The organism is Hymenobacter sp. B81, from assembly GCF_044628455.1.
Taxonomy (GTDB): domain Bacteria; phylum Bacteroidota; class Bacteroidia; order Cytophagales; family Hymenobacteraceae; genus Solirubrum.
Window position 1 is genome coordinate 1,492,836 of sequence record NZ_JBIYZW010000001.1, and the last position, 15,792, is coordinate 1,508,627.

Sequence of the window (15,792 nt, forward strand, 5' to 3'; positions counted from 1 at the left end):
GCTATTGCGGGTACTGGTAAAACCGGACGTAGTCGACCACCATTTCCTTGGGGAAGGGCTCGGTGGGTGCCGGGTCGCCGTCGAAGTCGCCGCCCACGGCCACGTTCAGAATCAGGTAAAAGGGCAGGTTGAACGGGTAGGGCGAGGCATCGGCGGGCGTGATGGTGTACACCGGCGTGCCGTCGACAAACCAGCGTAGCTGATCCTTGCTGCGCACCAGGCTGAAGGTGTGAAAGTCGTCGGCGAAGCTGCCGCTGGGCAGTTGGTAGCTGCTGCCCTTGAGCTGGCGGGTGGCGGCGCTGCTGCCGTAGTGCACGGTGGTTACGTTGCGGTTGGGCTGGCTGCCGCGCAGCTCCATGATGTCGATTTCGCCGCAGGCCGGCCAGCCTACCGTGGGCTCGTTGGCGCCCAGCATCCAGATGGCGGGCCAGATGCCCTTGCCCTGGGGCAGCTTGGCGCGCACGTCGAGGCGGCCGTAGCCGAAGTTCCACTTGCCGCGCGTCACGATGCGCGCCGAGGTAAACTCCCGGTGGCGCAGCCGTTCGCGCCGGGCCTGGATGTGGAGCTGGCCGCCGGTCAAATACAGGTTGTCGGGCGAGTTGGTGGTGGCCTGCTTTTCGTTGTTGAACCAGTCGTCGCGCACCTCATACTCCCAGCGCTGGGCGTTCAGGGCGCTGCCGTCGAACTCGTCGGCGGCTACCAGCTGGGTGTAGGCCGCGTAGTCGCGCGGGGCGGCGTTGGGCTCGGTGGCAGCGGGTGCAGGCAGGGGCTTGGGCGGGTCTTCGGTGCAGGCCAGCAAGCTCAGCACCAGCCCCAGGCCGATGCCCGCGTGCGCTACGGGGCTGAGGTCGAAAGTGAACATTCGCATGGATTCGGGTCAGGGGGTGGGCAGCCACGGCGGGCTACTTCACGCGCAGCTTCATGGTGAACACCACGCCCGAACCGTCGCCGGCCCGCAGCACCATGGTCTGGTTGGTGATGGACAGAATGCGGTACACCAGGTCGGGCGCGTCGGTGATGCCAATAAAGGAACCGGCCGTGGCCAGGGTAAACTGCGCCATGCCCTCCACGCTGCCGGCCACGGGGCCGAAGGTAAATGGGGTGGTGCCCGAGCGCGGCGCCGAGCAGCCGCCTCCACCCGCCACCAAGGTCTGGGCCAGGGCGTTGTAGCTGTACACGTCGCTCATGGAGAAGGTAAACTCATCGTCGGCCTGGCAGGGCGGCAGCGAGCCGGCCGGTCCCCCGGCGTAGTACTCGGTGGGGTTGCCCTCGGTGCCCACCACGATGGCCGCGGCCTGGGTATTGTCGAGCACCCAGGTGCGCGAAGCCCCGCCGGTCAGGCGCAGCTTGGCCCGCTCCAAGGCCGAGGGCGGCGGGGTGAGCGTCACTTCGGTTACAGAGCCGTCGGGGTGGATGCCCCGCAGCCGCAGCTGCGCGGCCGAGGCCTCCACGATGTCGTAGGTTTTGTCTTTCACCGAGTCGGCCAGGCCGATGAAGGCGCCCCGGCCCTGCAGCACAATCTGGCCCAGGCTGCCGCTGGGGCGGAACACAAACGAGGAGGCGGCCGGGTTGCTGGCCGCCGCGCAGGCGCCGTTGCGGTAGGTTTCCCCGCCGGCGTCGTAGCTGAAGCCAAAGGTTTTGCTGAAGGTAAACACGTCGTCGCTCTGGCAGTCGGGCAAGGGCGGCGTCGAAGAGGACAGCAGCGCGCCGCCGGCCGAAAACCGCTTGATGGCCCCGGCCTGGCGGCTGAACGTCCAGCCGCCGTTGCCGCTGCCGCCGCAGTCGGTGAGGGCGCTGAAGCCGGTGTTGGAGCAGATAGTGGGAATGCTCACCCGCACGGGCTGGTAGCCCGAGCCCCCGCGGCCGGCCACCTGCAGCTTCACCTCGTAGTCGCCGGGCGAGAGGTAGGTGTGCGTGACGCTGCCGCCCGTCACGATGGGCGACCCGTCGCCGAAGTTCCACTGCGACATGGTGGCGTTCTGGCTGTTGTTGGTGAAGGTGGCCACCACCGGGTACTGCGCGGTGTTGAGCTGCACGGCAAAATCGGCCGTGGGCGCGGGCCCTTCCAGCCGGCCTTCTTCCACTTCGCAGGAAGCCAGGGCCAGGGTACCGAAGAGCAGCAGCCCGGCCAGCGGACGGCGCCGGAATGTATGGGTAGAGAAGAAATGCATACGAAGTCGAGGAAAGACGTGGGAAACGGCCGCCAGCGGCCTAGTAGCCGGGATTCTGGCTCAGGTTGGGGTTGGCGTCGCGCTCGTTCTGCGGAATGGGCAGCAGCACGTTGAAGGGCTTGATGCGCTTGGGCGCCAGCACGGTGAGCAGCTTGCCGGTGCGCTTGAGGTCAAACCACCGGTCGTTTTCGAAGGCCAGCTCGTAGCGCCGCTCGCGCAGCACGGCCTCGTCGAAGTTGGGCGTGCCCACCGTCAGGTCGCGGGCCGAGGCCGTTTCGATGGGCAGCCCGAAGGCGCGGCGCCGCACCTTGTTGATGGCCTCCAGCCCCTCGGGCGTGGGGCCCACGGCCTCGGCCAGAATCAGGTAGATTTCGGCGTAGCGCAGCACCGGAAAGTTCAGGGGCGAATCCCAGATGTTGGTGCTGGTTTTGCCCACGAACCACTTTTTACAGCCGTAGCCGCTGGGCGAGCCGGGCAGAAACGCTGGCTGCGAGCCGCCGTCGGGGTAGGCGTCGCCGGGCTTCCAGATGGTCACGTCGCGGCGCAGGTCACCGGTTTCGTAGCCGGCCACAAACTCGTCTTCGGGAATGTTGAAGCCGTAGCCGCCCTGCGGGGTCAGGCCCTGGCCGCGGGGCCCAAAGAACTCGTTGCCCACGAAGCCCAGCCCGTCGAAGGTGTAGCCGTTCAGGCCCGACACGTACTGCACCTCAAACAAGGACTCCTGGCCGTTTTCGTTGCCCACCTTGAAGTTGTCGGCGTAATTGGCCCACAGGCGGTACTTGCCCAGGGCAATGACTTCGCGGGCGCGGCGGGCGGCCTCGGCCTTGTTGCCGCGGGTGAGCTGCACCTTGGCCAGCAACCCCAGCGCCGCGCCCTTGGTGGCCCGGCCCAGGTCGGCGCCGCCGTAGCTCACGTCGAGGTTGGCAGCCGCTTCTTCCAGGTCTTTCACAATCTGGTCGTACACCTGCGCGGCCGGCGTGCGGGCAATGTTGACTTCGGCCAGGCTGGTGGGCGGCACCGTAATCAGGGGCACGTCGCCGTAGGCCCGCACCAGGTCGAAGTAGTACTTGGCGCGCAGAAACTGGGCCTCGCCGATGCAGCGCTGGCGAATGGCCGGGCTCATGGCCGCAATGCCGGGCACGCGCTGAATCACGGTGTTGGCGCGGCCGATGCCCACGTAGCAGCCGCCCCAGAGGCGGGTGGTGAGCGGGTTGGTGGCCGCAATGTTGAAGTTATCGAGCTGCTGGTGCTCGGCGCCGTCGCCCCCGCCCCCACCGCCGGTGAAGGAATTATCCGACATAATCTCGCCGATGCCCCACAGGGCGTAGTTGTACTGGCCGCCCTTGCCCAGCTCGCTGTAGACCGCGTTGGTGGCCTGAATGGCGTCGGTTTCGGTTTTGTAGAAGTTTTCCTCGGTCACCGAGTCGTTGGGCGACACGTCGAGAAATTTCTCGCCGCAGCCCGTGAGCAGCCCGGCCAGCAGCAGGGCCGTGCAGGTGTGTTTTGCCGTTATCATCGTTGGGGAAAGTCTTGGTTGTCAGTTACCAGTTGTTGGTTGTCAGCTGTTAGCTGTCGGTAGCGAACTGGCAACCGACAACTCGCAATTGTCAACTGATCAGAAGCCCAGGTTCACGCCGGCCAGCAGCACGCGGGGCTGCGGGTACACGCCGCGGTCGACGCCGCCGGCCCCTACCTCGGGGTCATAGCCGGAGTAATCGGTGAGCGTCACCAGGTTCTGGGCGCTCAGATACACCCGGATCTGGGAGGCCGACACGCGCTCGAGCACGCCCTTGGGCAGGCTGTAGCCCAGGGTCAGCAGCTTGAGGCGGGCGTAGGAGCCGTCTTCCACGAAGTAGCTCGAGGCGCGCAGGTTCTGGTTCGGGTCGCCGCCAATGGCGCGGGGCACGTCGTTGCTGGTGCCCGGGCCAGTCCAGCGGCCCAGCACCCGCGAAATGGCGTTGCCGTTGCTGTAGAGGCCGCCCTCGGTGTAGTAGCGGTTCAGGTTGTAGACGTCGTTGCCCTGCGAGCCTTGAATGAACACGTTCAAATCGAAGCCCTTCCAGTTCACGGTGTTGGTCAGGCCGTAGGTGAAGTCGGGCACCGGGCTGCCGATGAAGGTGCGGTCGTCGGCGTTGATGACCCCGTCCTGGTTCACGTCGCGGAAGCGGATGTCGCCGGGCGCGGCGCTGGCCTGGGTGGCGTGGCTTCTCACGTCCTCCGGGGTCTGAAACAGCCCGTCGGCCACGAAGCCGTAGAACGAGCCGAAAGGCTGGCCTTCGTCGTAGCGCACAATCACGCCGCTGCGCGAGTCCAGGCCGTTGTAGGGCAAACCCAGGCCCAGCTCCTGCAGCTCCGACTTGTAGGCCGACACGTTCAGGGTGGTCGTCCAGGTGAAGTCGGCGCCGCCACCGCGCACGTTGTGCGAGGTCAGGGCCAGGTCGATGCCCTGGTTGTAGGCCGAGGCGGCGTTGGTGTTGATCTGCTCGTAGGTGCCCGACACCAGCGACACGGGCACCGGCGCAATCAGGTTGGGCGACTCGCGGCGGTACAGGTCAATGGTGGCCTCGAAGCGGTTGTCGAGCAAGCCCAGGTCCACGCCCAGGTTGATCTGGGTGTTGGTTTCCCAGCGCAGGTCGCGGTTGGCCAGGCGCGTGGGGGCCGCCCCGGTGTTCACCGCCCCATCGGCGCCGAAGGGGTACTGAATGCCCGAGTTGATGACGTACAGGTACTGGAAGGCGCCCGCGTTCAGGGCGTTGCCCACCCGGCCGTAGCCCGCGCGCACTTTCAGGTTGCTCACCACGCGCTGCTGCTTCATGAAGGCTTCTTCCGACACCCGCCAGCCGGCCGACACGCCGGGAAAGAAGCCGAACTTCTTACCGCGGTCGAAGGCGTAGGTGCCGTCGTAGCGGGCAATGGCCTGCAGCAGGTACTTGCCGCCGAACTCGTAGTTGACGCGGCCGAAGTACGAGGCCAGGCGCGAGGGCGGGTTGATGTAGCCGTTGGCGGCCCGAAACTCGTTGATGGGTCCGCTGTTGACGTTCTGCAAATCGTTGCGGGTGTAGCCCGAGCGGACGGCCTCCACGAACTGCTTGTCGAACTGCTGGGCCGACTGCCCCGCCAGTAGGGTTACTTGGTGCTTGTCGGCCAGCAGCCGGTCGTAGGTAATGGTGTTTTCGATCAGGTAGCTGGGGCTGTAGGTAACGTTGGAGGTGGCTCCGGCCAGGGTGTAGCGCTGCGAGTTGTCGAGCTTGGGCCGGAACGCGCGGTAGCTGTCGAAGATCAGATCGGCTCCCACGTTGGTGCGCAGGCGCAGGCCCTTCAGGGGTTCCAACTCGGCAAACAGCGTGGTAATGGCTCGGTTGCGGGTAAACTTCTTGTTGTCGATGAGGGCTACCGCCAGCGGGTTTTCCTCGATGAAGTTGTCGGCCAGGGCCGTGGGCTCGTACCAGCTGCCGTCGGCGCGGTAGGGCGCAATGGTGGCCGGAATCTGCGAGGCAAAGCTGATGACGCCGTACTCGCTGCCGCCGGCATCCACGCGCCGGTCGTTGAGGTGGGTGAGCGAGAGGTTGTTGCCCAGCTTGAGCAGGCGGCCCACCTGCACGTCGCCGTTGGCCCGCAGCGTAAAGCGCTCAAAGTTCGAGCCCACGATGGTGCCGTCCTGCTGGAAGTAGCCCGCCGACACCGCGTAGCGGGCTTTTTCGCTGCCCCCCGAGGCGTTGACGGCGTAGTTCTGCATGGCGGCGCGGCGGAAAATCTGGTCCTGCCAGTCGGTACCCGCGCCCAGGGCCGCGGGGTTGCGCAGCTTGTCGAACACCGGGTCGCCCTTGGCCATGCGGTTTTCGTTGTTGATGACGGCGTACTCCTCGGCCGTGAGCAAATCGAGCTTGCGCCACACCTGCTGCACGCCCCGGTAGGCGTCGAGCGTGACGCTGGCTTTGCCGGCCTTGCCGCGCCGGGTGGTGATGAGCACCACCCCGTTGGCGGCGCGTAAACCGTAGATGGCCGTGGCCGAGGCATCTTTGAGCACGTCAATGCTTTCGATGTCGTTGGGGCTGATGGCGTTGAGCTGGTTTTCGTCGCCCGAAGGCAGCGGGAAACCGTCGACCACGTAGAGCGGGGCGTTGTTGCCGGCCGAGGTCAGCCCGCGGATGCGCACCGAGGTGCCCGCCGCGCCGCCCGGGTCGCCGCCGTTGGAGGTGACGCTGACGCCGGCCACGCGCCCTTGCAGGGCCTGGGTGGCGTCGGCAATGGGCTGGGCCTTCACCACCTCGCCCGACACCGACGACACGGCGCCGGTTACGCTGCCGCGTTCCTGGGTGCCGTAGCCCACCACTACCACCTCGCTCAGCGCCTGCTGATCTTCCAGCAACACGATGCTCAGCCCGCTGGTAGCGCCCGTCAGGCGCAGCTCCTGCCGCTGAAAGCCTACCGAGCTGATGACGAGAGTGCTGCCCTCGGGGGCCTGCAGCGAGAAGCTGCCGTTGGCGTCGGTGCTGGTGCCGATGGTAGTGCCCTGCACCACCACCGTTACGCCGGGCAGCGGCTCGCCCCCGCGCTGCGTAATGCGCCCCGACACGGGCACGTCGGCCGCGGCGGCCCGCCGGTAAACCGGCGCGCGGCGGTGCGCTTCGGCCAGCGGTGCGGCCAGCAGCAGCCCGCAGGCGGCCAGCGGCACCGCCCGCCGCAGCATCAAAAACGAGTAAGGGTTGCGCATCATTGGGAAAGGCGTTGGGGTTGAGGAAAAGTGTGGGAATTGCGGGCGGGAGCCAACCGACCAGGTAGCAGGTCAAAGCCCGCCGTCGGCAGGCCGACCGATGGGAAAGCGCGGGCGGGAAAACCCGCGACCCTAGCAAGCGCGTGATTGGCAAAGGAAAACCTGAGTGGTCAGCCACGTCAGGTGAAAGGGCCTCCCCGAGAAGTACCAGCGGCCCGCCGGCAGGTCACTGACCGATTGGCGCCGGGGCAAGGCCAGCGACCGGCGCCGCAGCTCGGGGAAGCGAACGGCCAAATATATCCGTCTTGTTTTCGAAAAGTCAAGCCGCAAAACTGCCGATACACGCCAGAAAAGGCGATTTTCGCTTACCACACACGTTTTGCTGTACGCTTAGAGCACCCACTTGCCGGGCGCATTTCCCGGCCCAAACAATCGTTTGCGGGCTTGGGAGCCGGTCGGCCCAACGGGTAAAAAACAAGCGAAAAACCCGAGGCAAGGCTTACTTTTTTTCAACATTTTTTGCCCGCCCCGTCCAACTTGCGGCCGCAGCCGACAACTCGGCCACTTGGTCAGCGGCGGCTTCGACGGTTTCTTCCATTTCGCTGCCCGCATCGTCGAGCAGCAGGCGGGTCCAGCGGGTGGCGTCGGTATCGTCGCCGGCCTGTCGGCGCATAGCTTCGAGCACTTTCTGGCTGAAGCTCCAGCAGGTGGCGCGGCGCAGCTCCAGCACCCGCGACAGTTCCTGGGCCGAGAAGCTGCCCTTGTGGGTGTGCAGCAGAAAAACGGCGTAGAACGCTTTCACGATGGAGAACTTGCACTTCTGCAGCAGGGTGTAGGCCGTGGCCGACTCGACGTAGCGGCAGCGGGTGCAGCGCCGCGAGTGCGGCTCCCGCCCTTCGCAGTAGTTGTCGTGGCCGCACTTGCGGCAGTGGTAGCCCCCGGTCCACTTCAGGTCGGCCAGGTACGCCAGGCAGGCCTCCTTGTCGGGATAGATCTGGCTGAACTCACCGAAGTCCACCTCCCGGGCCAGCACCCGCGCGGTCTGGGCCCGTTGCAGGTCGTGCTGCAGCTCCCCGTTCAGCTTCTCGATGGCGGCCGACTGCAGGGCCAGCAAACCATTGGCTTGCAGCAGCTCGCGGTTCTGGGCGGCAATGGTTTCACCCTGCTGCCGCAGCTCTTCGGTGCGGCGGGCCACCAGGTTTTCCAGCTCTGTGTTCAGCTGATCCTTCAGCTCCTGGTTCTGGTGCAGCTGCTCCACCAGCTGCTGCTGCACCTCGTGCTTTTTGCGCAGCTGCTTCACCAGCCGGCCCTGGGCGCGCAGGGTGGCATCCTGAATGCCCTTGATTTTCTCGCCCAATGCGTAGGACAGCACCACCACCTCCAGCACGAAGGCCGCGTTCATGCTGTACACCGTCACCGTGTTGGTGAAGGCGTGAATGCCCAGCTTGCGCAGAATCAGGAACATCACGCTCACGGCCAGCAGGGTGTGGCAGAGCACGAAAAAGCGCGCCGGCCGGAAGCCCGCCCGCCAGATGCGCACGGCCGCGTAGAACAGCAGGCCGTAGGGCAGCAGATACAGCCAGAAGCTCCAGCCCGTTTGCCACCACACGGCATCGACCAGCAGGGCCCCCACGCTCAGCAGCACCACGTTGCGCACCAGCGGGTCGAAGCCGGGCAGGCGCTGGGGCGCATCGAGAAACTGGCGGGCGTAGTAGCCGAAGGTGAGCAGCAGCAGAATGGGCGCCCCGGTGATGATCAGGCGGTTGAATCCGGGCGCGTTGGGCCACAGAAACTGAAAGCCCAGGCCGTCTTCGGACAGAAACACGAGGCTGGAGCTGACCACGTACAGCACGTAGCGCAGGTAGGTTTGCTCGCCGGTGAAGAAGTACAGGCACAGGTTGTACACCACCATGATGAGCAGGATTCCATAGAATCCGCCCAGCAGCCCGTACTCGTGCTGAAAGTGCGCCGACAAAGTCTGCTCGGTGCGCAGGCGCGACAGAAAGCTGGTCTTCGAGTCGGACTGCAGCCGCAGGTAGTAGGTCTGGGCCTGGTCGGGGCGCAGCGGCAGGCGCAGCAGAAAGTTCTTGTAGCCGAAGGGCCGGGAGGCAAAGGGTTGGTCGGCGCCGGTGTGCACCAGGCCGCGCCCGGTGCGGGCATCGGGGTAAAACCGCACGTCGTTGAGGTGAGAGTCGAACAGCTCCAGGTACCAGTGCTGGGGCTGGGGGCCCTCGGCTTGCACCGTGAGCCGCAGCCAGTAGGCCGCGCCCGGCCGCTCCATGTTGGGCGCAGTGCGGCTGCCGGTCACAAACCGGCCGGCCCAGGCTGCCGACTGCACCTCGCGCAGGGTGAGTTGGCCCGTGGGGTCTTCGAGCACGCTGTAGTTGCCGGGCTCGACGAACAGCTCCTGCAGCCCCGCGTGCAGCCGCAGGGGCTTTTCGGCCGCCCGCCGGGTTGAGCCGCCGGGTTCGGCCCACCCGGCCGACGTTGTCAGCAGCAGGCCCACAACAAACAGGCAGCAGCCCAGGAGCCAGTCCCGGCCGGAAAAACAGAGCGCGTGCAACATGGTCGCTTCCAAGTTAGACAAACCGCCCACATTGCCCGGACCGCAACCCGGTCCGGGCAATGTGGGCGGAGGGTCGATGTCGCCAATTCGCTTTGCGTCAGCCAACGCCTAAAGAGCCCGCGAGGAACGGAACGGGGAAGCCCCATTCCGTTGCCCTCGCATTCACTCACTCAGAAGAAACTTTGGTTGAGCGTCACCCGTGCCCGGTTCCGGCGTCAGCCCCGAAAGACCGATGGGCAGCTACCAAATCTAACGGGGCGGAGGATTAAACGCAAGCTTCCCAAGAAGCTCCGGCGGCCTGAAAACGCGTTTTTCCGGCCAAGCTGTACGCTTACTGCACACGGCTTTTGGGGCAACGGCCGGCCCAGCCCTTTGCCGCGCCCCCTGCCCGGCCGGCTAACAAACAACCCAGGAATTCCGGTGAGCCCGACGGTTTTCCGACCGGGCCAGCCTTGGAGTTCATAGCTTCCGCCGGGGCGGCTTGGTGGGATGTACGCAAGCCGCCAGGCCGCAGCCCCGGGCTCATGGGTTCACCTGGTAACCACTGCTTCGGGCAATCAGCCCCGGTAAACATCTGGCAGTAGATATATTCAGCCTGCTCTTTCCGCTGAATCGACCGCCGATGCCCCGCCCAGTAGATGCGTCCTTATTTAGAACCTCACCCTTGCGGCATCTGGGCCGGGCCCTGGTCAGCCTCGGGCTTGGGCTGCTGGGGGCCTGCGCCGCCGCCAACTCAACTAAGCCAGGCGCGGCTGGCGCGCCGCCGTCCCCTGCTCAGACCGAGCTGTTTGCCACCATTGCCCGGCAGGACAGCCTGCTGTTCGCGGCCTTCAACCGCCACGACTTGGCGCAGCTGCAAACGTTCTTTGCCCCCGACCTCGAGTTTTACCACGACCACGGGGGCCTGACCAACTTTGAGCAGACCATGGCCGGCTTCCGTTCCCTGTTCGAGCGCAACCAAACCACCGGCCTCAACCGGCAGCTGGTACCCGGCACCCTGGAGGTATACCCCATCAAGGGCTATGGCGCCGTGGAAACCTACCAGCACCGCTTCTGCCACGTCGAAAACGGCCGCGACGACTGCGGCACCTTCAAGAACATGATGCTGTGGCGGCTGCGCGACGGACGGTGGCAGATAACGCGGGTAGTCAGCTACGACCACTGATTTCAGGGTGTCTACCGGAGTGGGGACACTTTTTCCGCGCAGGAAAGAAAGCATTCCGTTTCACAAAGGAGTCGGCGCCCAGATTCAGGGAGGTTTGGGGAGCAGTTTTTAAGTACCGCTGCCCCACAAACTTCCTCATTTCATGAAAACTGTAACAATGCTGGCTCTGCTGCTGGCGGCCGGTAGCCTGAGCGCCTGCGAAGACGATGAACCCCAACCCCGCCCCGCCTCGGGCGAAACGCTGCTGATGGCCAAAACCTGGGCCCTGACGGGAGCCACGGAGCAGTATGGCGCCCACGCGCCCGTCGAAGATGCCTACGCCGACCTGGATTCCTGCAAGAAAGATGACCTGGACTCCTACCGGCCCAACGGCGTATTTTCCTCTGATCAGGGGCCGCTGGCTTGCAGTGGCCTGGGGCAGCCGCACGTGGGCACCTGCCGCCTGGCGGCCAATCAGGAGCTAACCATTGTGCTGCACGGCAACGAGCAGCGCAGCAAGGTGCTGGAACTGACCGCCACCAAGCTGGTGCTGCAGGAACCCCAGCTAAAAAACGACGAGCTGGTCACCCACACGTACACCTTTACCGGCCGCTAAACTCCCGGCTAAGCCGGCGGGGGTTGGGTGCGCAGTGGCCGTCTACCGACCCAATCCCCGCCGGACCTGGAGCGGGCTGAGTCCAAAATGCCGTTTGAAGACCGTGGCGAAGTGCGCCGCATTGCCAAACCCGACGCGGGCGGCTACCTCCTGCACCGGCTCGGTTGTCTGCACAAGCAGCTGGTGCGCTTCACTGAGCCGCTTCCGCGCCACGTAACCAAACACGGTGGTGCCAAACTGCTCCCGAAAGCCTTTCTTAAGCGTGCAGTCGTTGGTACCGAAGTGCCGGGCCAACTCGCTCAGGCCCGGGGGCTCGGCGTAGTGCTGGTCGAGGTAGGCGCGCACGGCATAAATCAGGTCCCGCTCGCGGCGGTGCCGCGGCGAGGCCCACAGCGTAAGGCAATGCTGCTGCTGGGCCACGAATAAATCGAGCAGGCGCGCCTCCAGGTACAGCCGTTGCAGCGTGCCGGTGTAGGGGCAGGCCCGCAGCTGCGCCAGTAGCTCCAGCACCGGCGCAGCCGTGGGCCGGGCATCATCAAACAGCACGCAGGGATTCTGCTGCGGCAGAAACTGCTCGTACAGCGGCAGCCAGTCGGCGTTACCGGCCACCAGGTTGCCGAAGTAGTCGGGGTCGAAGGCAATGCAGAGCCGGTGAAACTGCTGCTCCCGGTCGGGCAGCAGCAAGTGCTGCACGTCGTCGCTGGGCTCAAAGAGCAGGTTGTGCTGCCCGCCTCTCACCTGCAGCCGGCGGCGGCCTTCCAGAGTCGACTCGTTGCAGCCCGCCAACTGGAAAACCAGGGCGGTGGTGGGCTCGTGCCGGGGCACCTGCTGCAAGAGCGGGCTGCGCAGCGTGCCGCGCACATCCGAAATCAGGGCGCCCGGCAGTTCGTACTTGGTGAAGGTAAGCGAGCCGACCTCGTCCGGCCCGTGCCAGTGAAACTGCGAGGCCAGGGAGCCAACCTCGGCCGGCGGCACGTGCACGGAGTGGCGGTGCTGGGCGAAGTTCTGCACGGAATAGGCTTGGGAAGGCTGCATAGGAAACGCGTAATCGATTACCCGGCCTGGCCGTCCGGACCGGCCGGGGCGCGGGGCGGGTTCAGGCTGCACTCGGCTGCAACGGGCCGCCGAGTTGCCTGCTGCGGTGCGCGGCAACCCCAAAATTGCCCGTTTTCCGTCCATCGGGGCATCACATAATAATGTGTTACCGTCCCGGGAGCCGCTGTGCTTTCGGGGCGGGCGGCCCGGGAAAACCGGGCGGCTTTCGCCGGTCGACAGCCCGCTACGGGCCGGTATTCCGCCGGCCTGCTACCGCTCGCGGCCCGGCCGGGAAATTCCGTTGCGCAAAGAAACCGTTCCGTTTCGCAAAGGCCGGAGCAAAGCCGAAAAAGGAATTTTGCTGCGCCGCCGGATCAGCCGTCCGGGGCCGGAGCTTACATCCCCGACCCCGGCCGGCGGCGGTAGGCCTGCCTCTCGGCCTACTGGAGTTCAGCCCTGTGCCTGCGGCCTTTTTCCTTGTGCTTACCCTATTTCCTGCTCATCGCATGAACCTGAAATCTTACATCCTCGGCCTGCTGCTAACCGGCAGCGTTGGTGCCACCCAGGCCCAGCGCCTGACTGCTCTCGAATTCACGCCGCTCGAGCTGGATCGGGTGAGCGTGCCGCTGGCCATGCCCGCTACCGGGTCGCTCACCCTCGAAGCCTGGGTGAATTACACCGGCTTGGTTTACCAGGGCACCCACAACACCATCCTGGAGTTTGGCGACGACCAGTCGTGGTTTGGGGTGACGACCAACGGCGAGTTGTCCATGTACGGCGCCGTGGCGGGCGGCTCGGTGCCGCGTCTTGTCTGGACCCACGTGGCCTACACCTGGGACGGCGTCACCAGCCGCCTCTACATCAACGGCAACCCGGTGCCCACCACTTCTACCCTGGCTCCCGAGCGCGGGGGCACTGCCCTGGGCATCGGCTACCACGAAGGCGACACCGGCTGGGACGGCTACATTGCCGACGTGATGGTGTGGAACACGGCCCGCTCCGGTGCCCAGATCCAGGCCGACCGCCAGCTGTTCCAGGGCCCGTTGTCAGCCCTGCCCACCTCCACGACCGGGCTGCTGGCTTACTTCAAGCTGGCACAAGTCTCTGGCCAAACGGTACCGAACGCGGTGGTCGGCGGCCCGGCGGGCGTGCTGGGAACTTCCCTCGCCGCGGAGCCGTCGGACCCGCGCGTGGTTAATCTGCTGCCTAATTCCACCGCCCGGGGCCGGGTACCGGCCGCGCAGGCCCTGCAGCCGCCCTTCCCCAACCCGGTTACCGAAAGCGCGGAGCTGCGGTTCTGGCTGCCCACCGCGGGGCCGGTTTCGCTGCGCGTGTTCGATGCCACCGGCCGCCTGGTAAGCGTGCTGACCGAGGGCCGCCTGCCGGCCGGCGACCACCGCCCGGTGCTGCGCCGCGGTCCGCTCCCGGCCGGGCTCTACTCGGCCGTGCTCACCACCGAGGCGGGCACCTCGCGCCAGCCGCTGCTGCTCGCGCGCTAACTCGCTCCTCCCCTGCTCCTTCGCTGCCGCACACCACCGTCCCTCCCGTTCCAAGCCCGACTTTCGGCAGGCTTTTTCCTCAACCTTCCGGCGGCGGCCGGGAACCCGACTTTGGTTGCTATGATGCGCGTACGTTTCGTTTTCCGGGGCCTGGCCTTGCTGGTTTGCACGCTGCTGGCGCAGGCCGCCGGTGCCCAGCAGTTCAACTGGGTGCAAACCAGGCCGTTTTCTCCCAGCGGCCAATTTCCCGTGACGCGGGCCCTGGCGGCGGATGCGCAGGGCGGGGTGGCACTGGCCCGCCCCGCCGGTCCGATTTCGTTCTGGAGCGGGCCGGGTCTGAGCGCGGTGGAAGTGCTGCACTATGCGGCCGGTGGGCCCGCCCCCGCCTTTGCCCGCCTGCTGCGGGGCACCGGCGAGGCCCTGGCCCTGCACTACGATGCCCGCGGCGACCTGCTGCTGCTGGGCCGCTATGCCGACTCGCTGCAGTTTCCGGCGGGCCCGGTGCTGCGTAACCCCAAGGTGGCGCCCTTCCTGGCCAAGTTCAGCCCCGACGGGCAGCTGCAGTGGGCCCACGACCTGACAACGGTACTGGGAGCGGGCATCAGCGAGGCGCAGAGCCTGGCTACCGATCCGGCCGGCAACATCTTCTTGGGCTACACGCGCCACACGCCGGCCGCTATGCCGCACACCGAAGTGGCCCGCCTGAGTCCGCAATTGCGGGGCAGCCCGCAGGTGCTGCTCAGGCAGGAGCGCGTTACGGCCATTCGCAGCCTGCACCGCGACGCGGCGGGCAACCTGCTGGTGGCCGGGGCCTGCGTCGAACTGGGGGCCACGTTTGGCGGCCAGGCGGTGACGGTGCCCAACTTCAGTTACGTGGCCTACCTGGCCCGCTACTCCGCGGCTGGGCAGCTGCGCTGGGTACGCCTGCTGGAAGACGGTACCTGTCCGCACGCCCAGGTGGCGGCCGATGGCCAGGGCGGCTACTACTACGGGGTGGACCTGATGATGACCAGCCCCATTCAGCTCGGGCCTTTTCGGGTGCAGGCGCTGAGTGCCGATGACTACCTGCTGGCCCGCCTCGACAGCAGCGGCAGCTGGCAGTGGGTGCGCCAGCTGCCCGCCAGTAGCGGCAGCCTGCGCCTGGGCGACACCGGGCGCGAACAGTTTCTGGGGGCCGATGCGCTGGGCAACGTGTACCTGGCCGGCACCTGCGACGGCACCATCGACTGGGGCGGTAGCGTGGGCACTACCGCCGGCTTCTACGATGCGGCCGTGGTGAGCTACGACCGCGCGGGCAACCTGCGCTGGGTGCGGCTGGCCGGCGGCCCCGATGCCGACGGGGCAAACAGTCTGGCCGTAACGCCCGCGGGTGAGGTGTACCTAGCCGGGTTTGCCCAGAATACCGCCGCTTTCGGCACGCTGCCCGCCGGGGCGCCCGGCACGGCGTACAGCTTCCTGGCGCAGCTCGGCGGCTCCCTGCTACCCAACCGCGAGGCCCATTCCTCGGCCTGGCAGCTCTACCCCAACCCGGCCGCCGCGGCTGGTTCCGTGCACATTCGCCTGCCCCAGGCGCCGTCGGCGCCGGTAGGCTACCAGCTGCGCGACGCGCTGGGCCGGGTGGTGCGCACCGGCAGCTGGCAGGGTACCAGCTTCGAGCTGCCGACGCGGGGGCTGCGGCCCGGGGCTTACTTGCTCACCGTGCAGCTGCCCCAGGAGCTGCCGCGCACCCAGCGTCTGCTGCTGCAGTAGCTCAGGCAGCGGCTGCTCTTCCCCGCCCGTTAGCCTGGAAGCAGGTGGACGGAGCACGGGCGTACCCGGCCGGCCGGGCCATAGTACATCGGCTACGTGGACCTTTACACGGTCCGGCGGCAAACAAAAAGCCCGTTTCCTAGCTGGAAACGGGCTTTTCTGCAGAGGGGATGGGATTCGAACCCACGATGAGCTTTTGGCCCATACACACTTTCCAGGCGTGCTCCTTCGACCACTCGGACACCCCTCTGGATGCGGAAAGCTGCGCAAAATAACGCCCAATTTTCCGGAAACGCAA

The 15,792-nt window shown here is 66.4% G+C and carries 10 protein-coding genes and 1 tRNA gene; 4 read left to right on the forward strand and 7 right to left on the reverse strand.

The features are described 5' to 3' along the window. Nucleotide 1: 1 nt before the first annotated feature. The 5 genes from ACE191_RS06665 to ACE191_RS06685 all read right to left on the reverse strand — a co-directional run bounded on the left by ACE191_RS06665 (nucleotide 2) and on the right by ACE191_RS06685 (nucleotide 9,451). Complete coding sequence (locus tag ACE191_RS06665; protein WP_400191407.1) at nucleotides 2–868, reverse strand: family 16 glycosylhydrolase; 867 nt, start codon at nucleotides 866–868, stop codon at nucleotides 2–4. 34 nt (nucleotides 869–902) lie between these two features. Further along, on the reverse strand, nucleotides 903–2,171 hold the full coding sequence (locus ACE191_RS06670; RefSeq protein ID WP_400191408.1) for a PKD domain-containing protein: 1,269 nt from the start codon (nucleotides 2,169–2,171) through the stop codon (nucleotides 903–905). A 40-nt stretch (nucleotides 2,172–2,211) separates the two neighbouring features. Continuing rightward, nucleotides 2,212–3,687: a RagB/SusD family nutrient uptake outer membrane protein gene (locus tag ACE191_RS06675; protein WP_400191409.1), complete on the reverse strand. Its 1,476-nt coding sequence runs from the start codon at nucleotides 3,685–3,687 to the stop codon at nucleotides 2,212–2,214. 99 nt (nucleotides 3,688–3,786) lie between these two features. After that, the gene (locus tag ACE191_RS06680) at nucleotides 3,787–6,888 is read right to left on the reverse strand and encodes a SusC/RagA family TonB-linked outer membrane protein (RefSeq protein WP_400191410.1); all 3,102 of its coding nucleotides are present in this window, start codon (nucleotides 6,886–6,888) and stop codon (nucleotides 3,787–3,789) included. A gap of 496 nt (nucleotides 6,889–7,384) precedes the next feature. After that, complete coding sequence (locus ACE191_RS06685; protein ID WP_400191411.1) at nucleotides 7,385–9,451, reverse strand: 7TM diverse intracellular signaling domain-containing protein; 2,067 nt, start codon at nucleotides 9,449–9,451, stop codon at nucleotides 7,385–7,387. Nucleotides 9,452–10,115: 664 nt separating this feature from the next. Here ACE191_RS06685 and ACE191_RS06690 point away from each other — a divergent pair. Together ACE191_RS06690 and ACE191_RS06695 are read left to right on the forward strand one after the other, a co-directional pair. Continuing rightward, a complete protein-coding gene (locus ACE191_RS06690; protein WP_400191412.1) occupies nucleotides 10,116–10,616 on the forward strand; it encodes a nuclear transport factor 2 family protein in 501 nt (166 codons plus the stop codon). A 142-nt stretch (nucleotides 10,617–10,758) separates the two neighbouring features. Further along, the gene (locus tag ACE191_RS06695; protein WP_400191413.1) at nucleotides 10,759–11,211 is read left to right on the forward strand and encodes a hypothetical protein; all 453 of its coding nucleotides are present in this window, start codon (nucleotides 10,759–10,761) and stop codon (nucleotides 11,209–11,211) included. 42 nt (nucleotides 11,212–11,253) lie between these two features. Here the strand turns inward: ACE191_RS06695 and ACE191_RS06700 are convergent, their stop codons facing one another. After that, the gene (locus tag ACE191_RS06700; protein ID WP_400191414.1) at nucleotides 11,254–12,246 is read right to left on the reverse strand and encodes a helix-turn-helix domain-containing protein; all 993 of its coding nucleotides are present in this window, start codon (nucleotides 12,244–12,246) and stop codon (nucleotides 11,254–11,256) included. Nucleotides 12,247–12,752: 506 nt separating this feature from the next. Between ACE191_RS06700 and ACE191_RS06705 the strand changes: the two genes are divergently transcribed. Together ACE191_RS06705 and ACE191_RS06710 are read left to right on the forward strand one after the other, a co-directional pair. Beyond that, nucleotides 12,753–13,745 (forward strand): LamG-like jellyroll fold domain-containing protein, encoded by a 993-nt coding sequence (locus ACE191_RS06705; protein ID WP_400191415.1) that lies wholly within the window; start codon nucleotides 12,753–12,755, stop codon nucleotides 13,743–13,745. 120 nt (nucleotides 13,746–13,865) lie between these two features. Beyond that, entirely contained in the window at nucleotides 13,866–15,494 is a 1,629-nt protein-coding gene (locus ACE191_RS06710; RefSeq protein ID WP_400191416.1) for a hypothetical protein, read from the forward strand. Between the two features lie 162 nt (nucleotides 15,495–15,656). On the opposite strand, the gene ACE191_RS06715 is transcribed toward ACE191_RS06710, so the two are convergent. Then, nucleotides 15,657–15,744 (reverse strand) — tRNA-Ser (locus ACE191_RS06715). Between the last annotated feature and the right edge of the window lie 48 nt (nucleotides 15,745–15,792).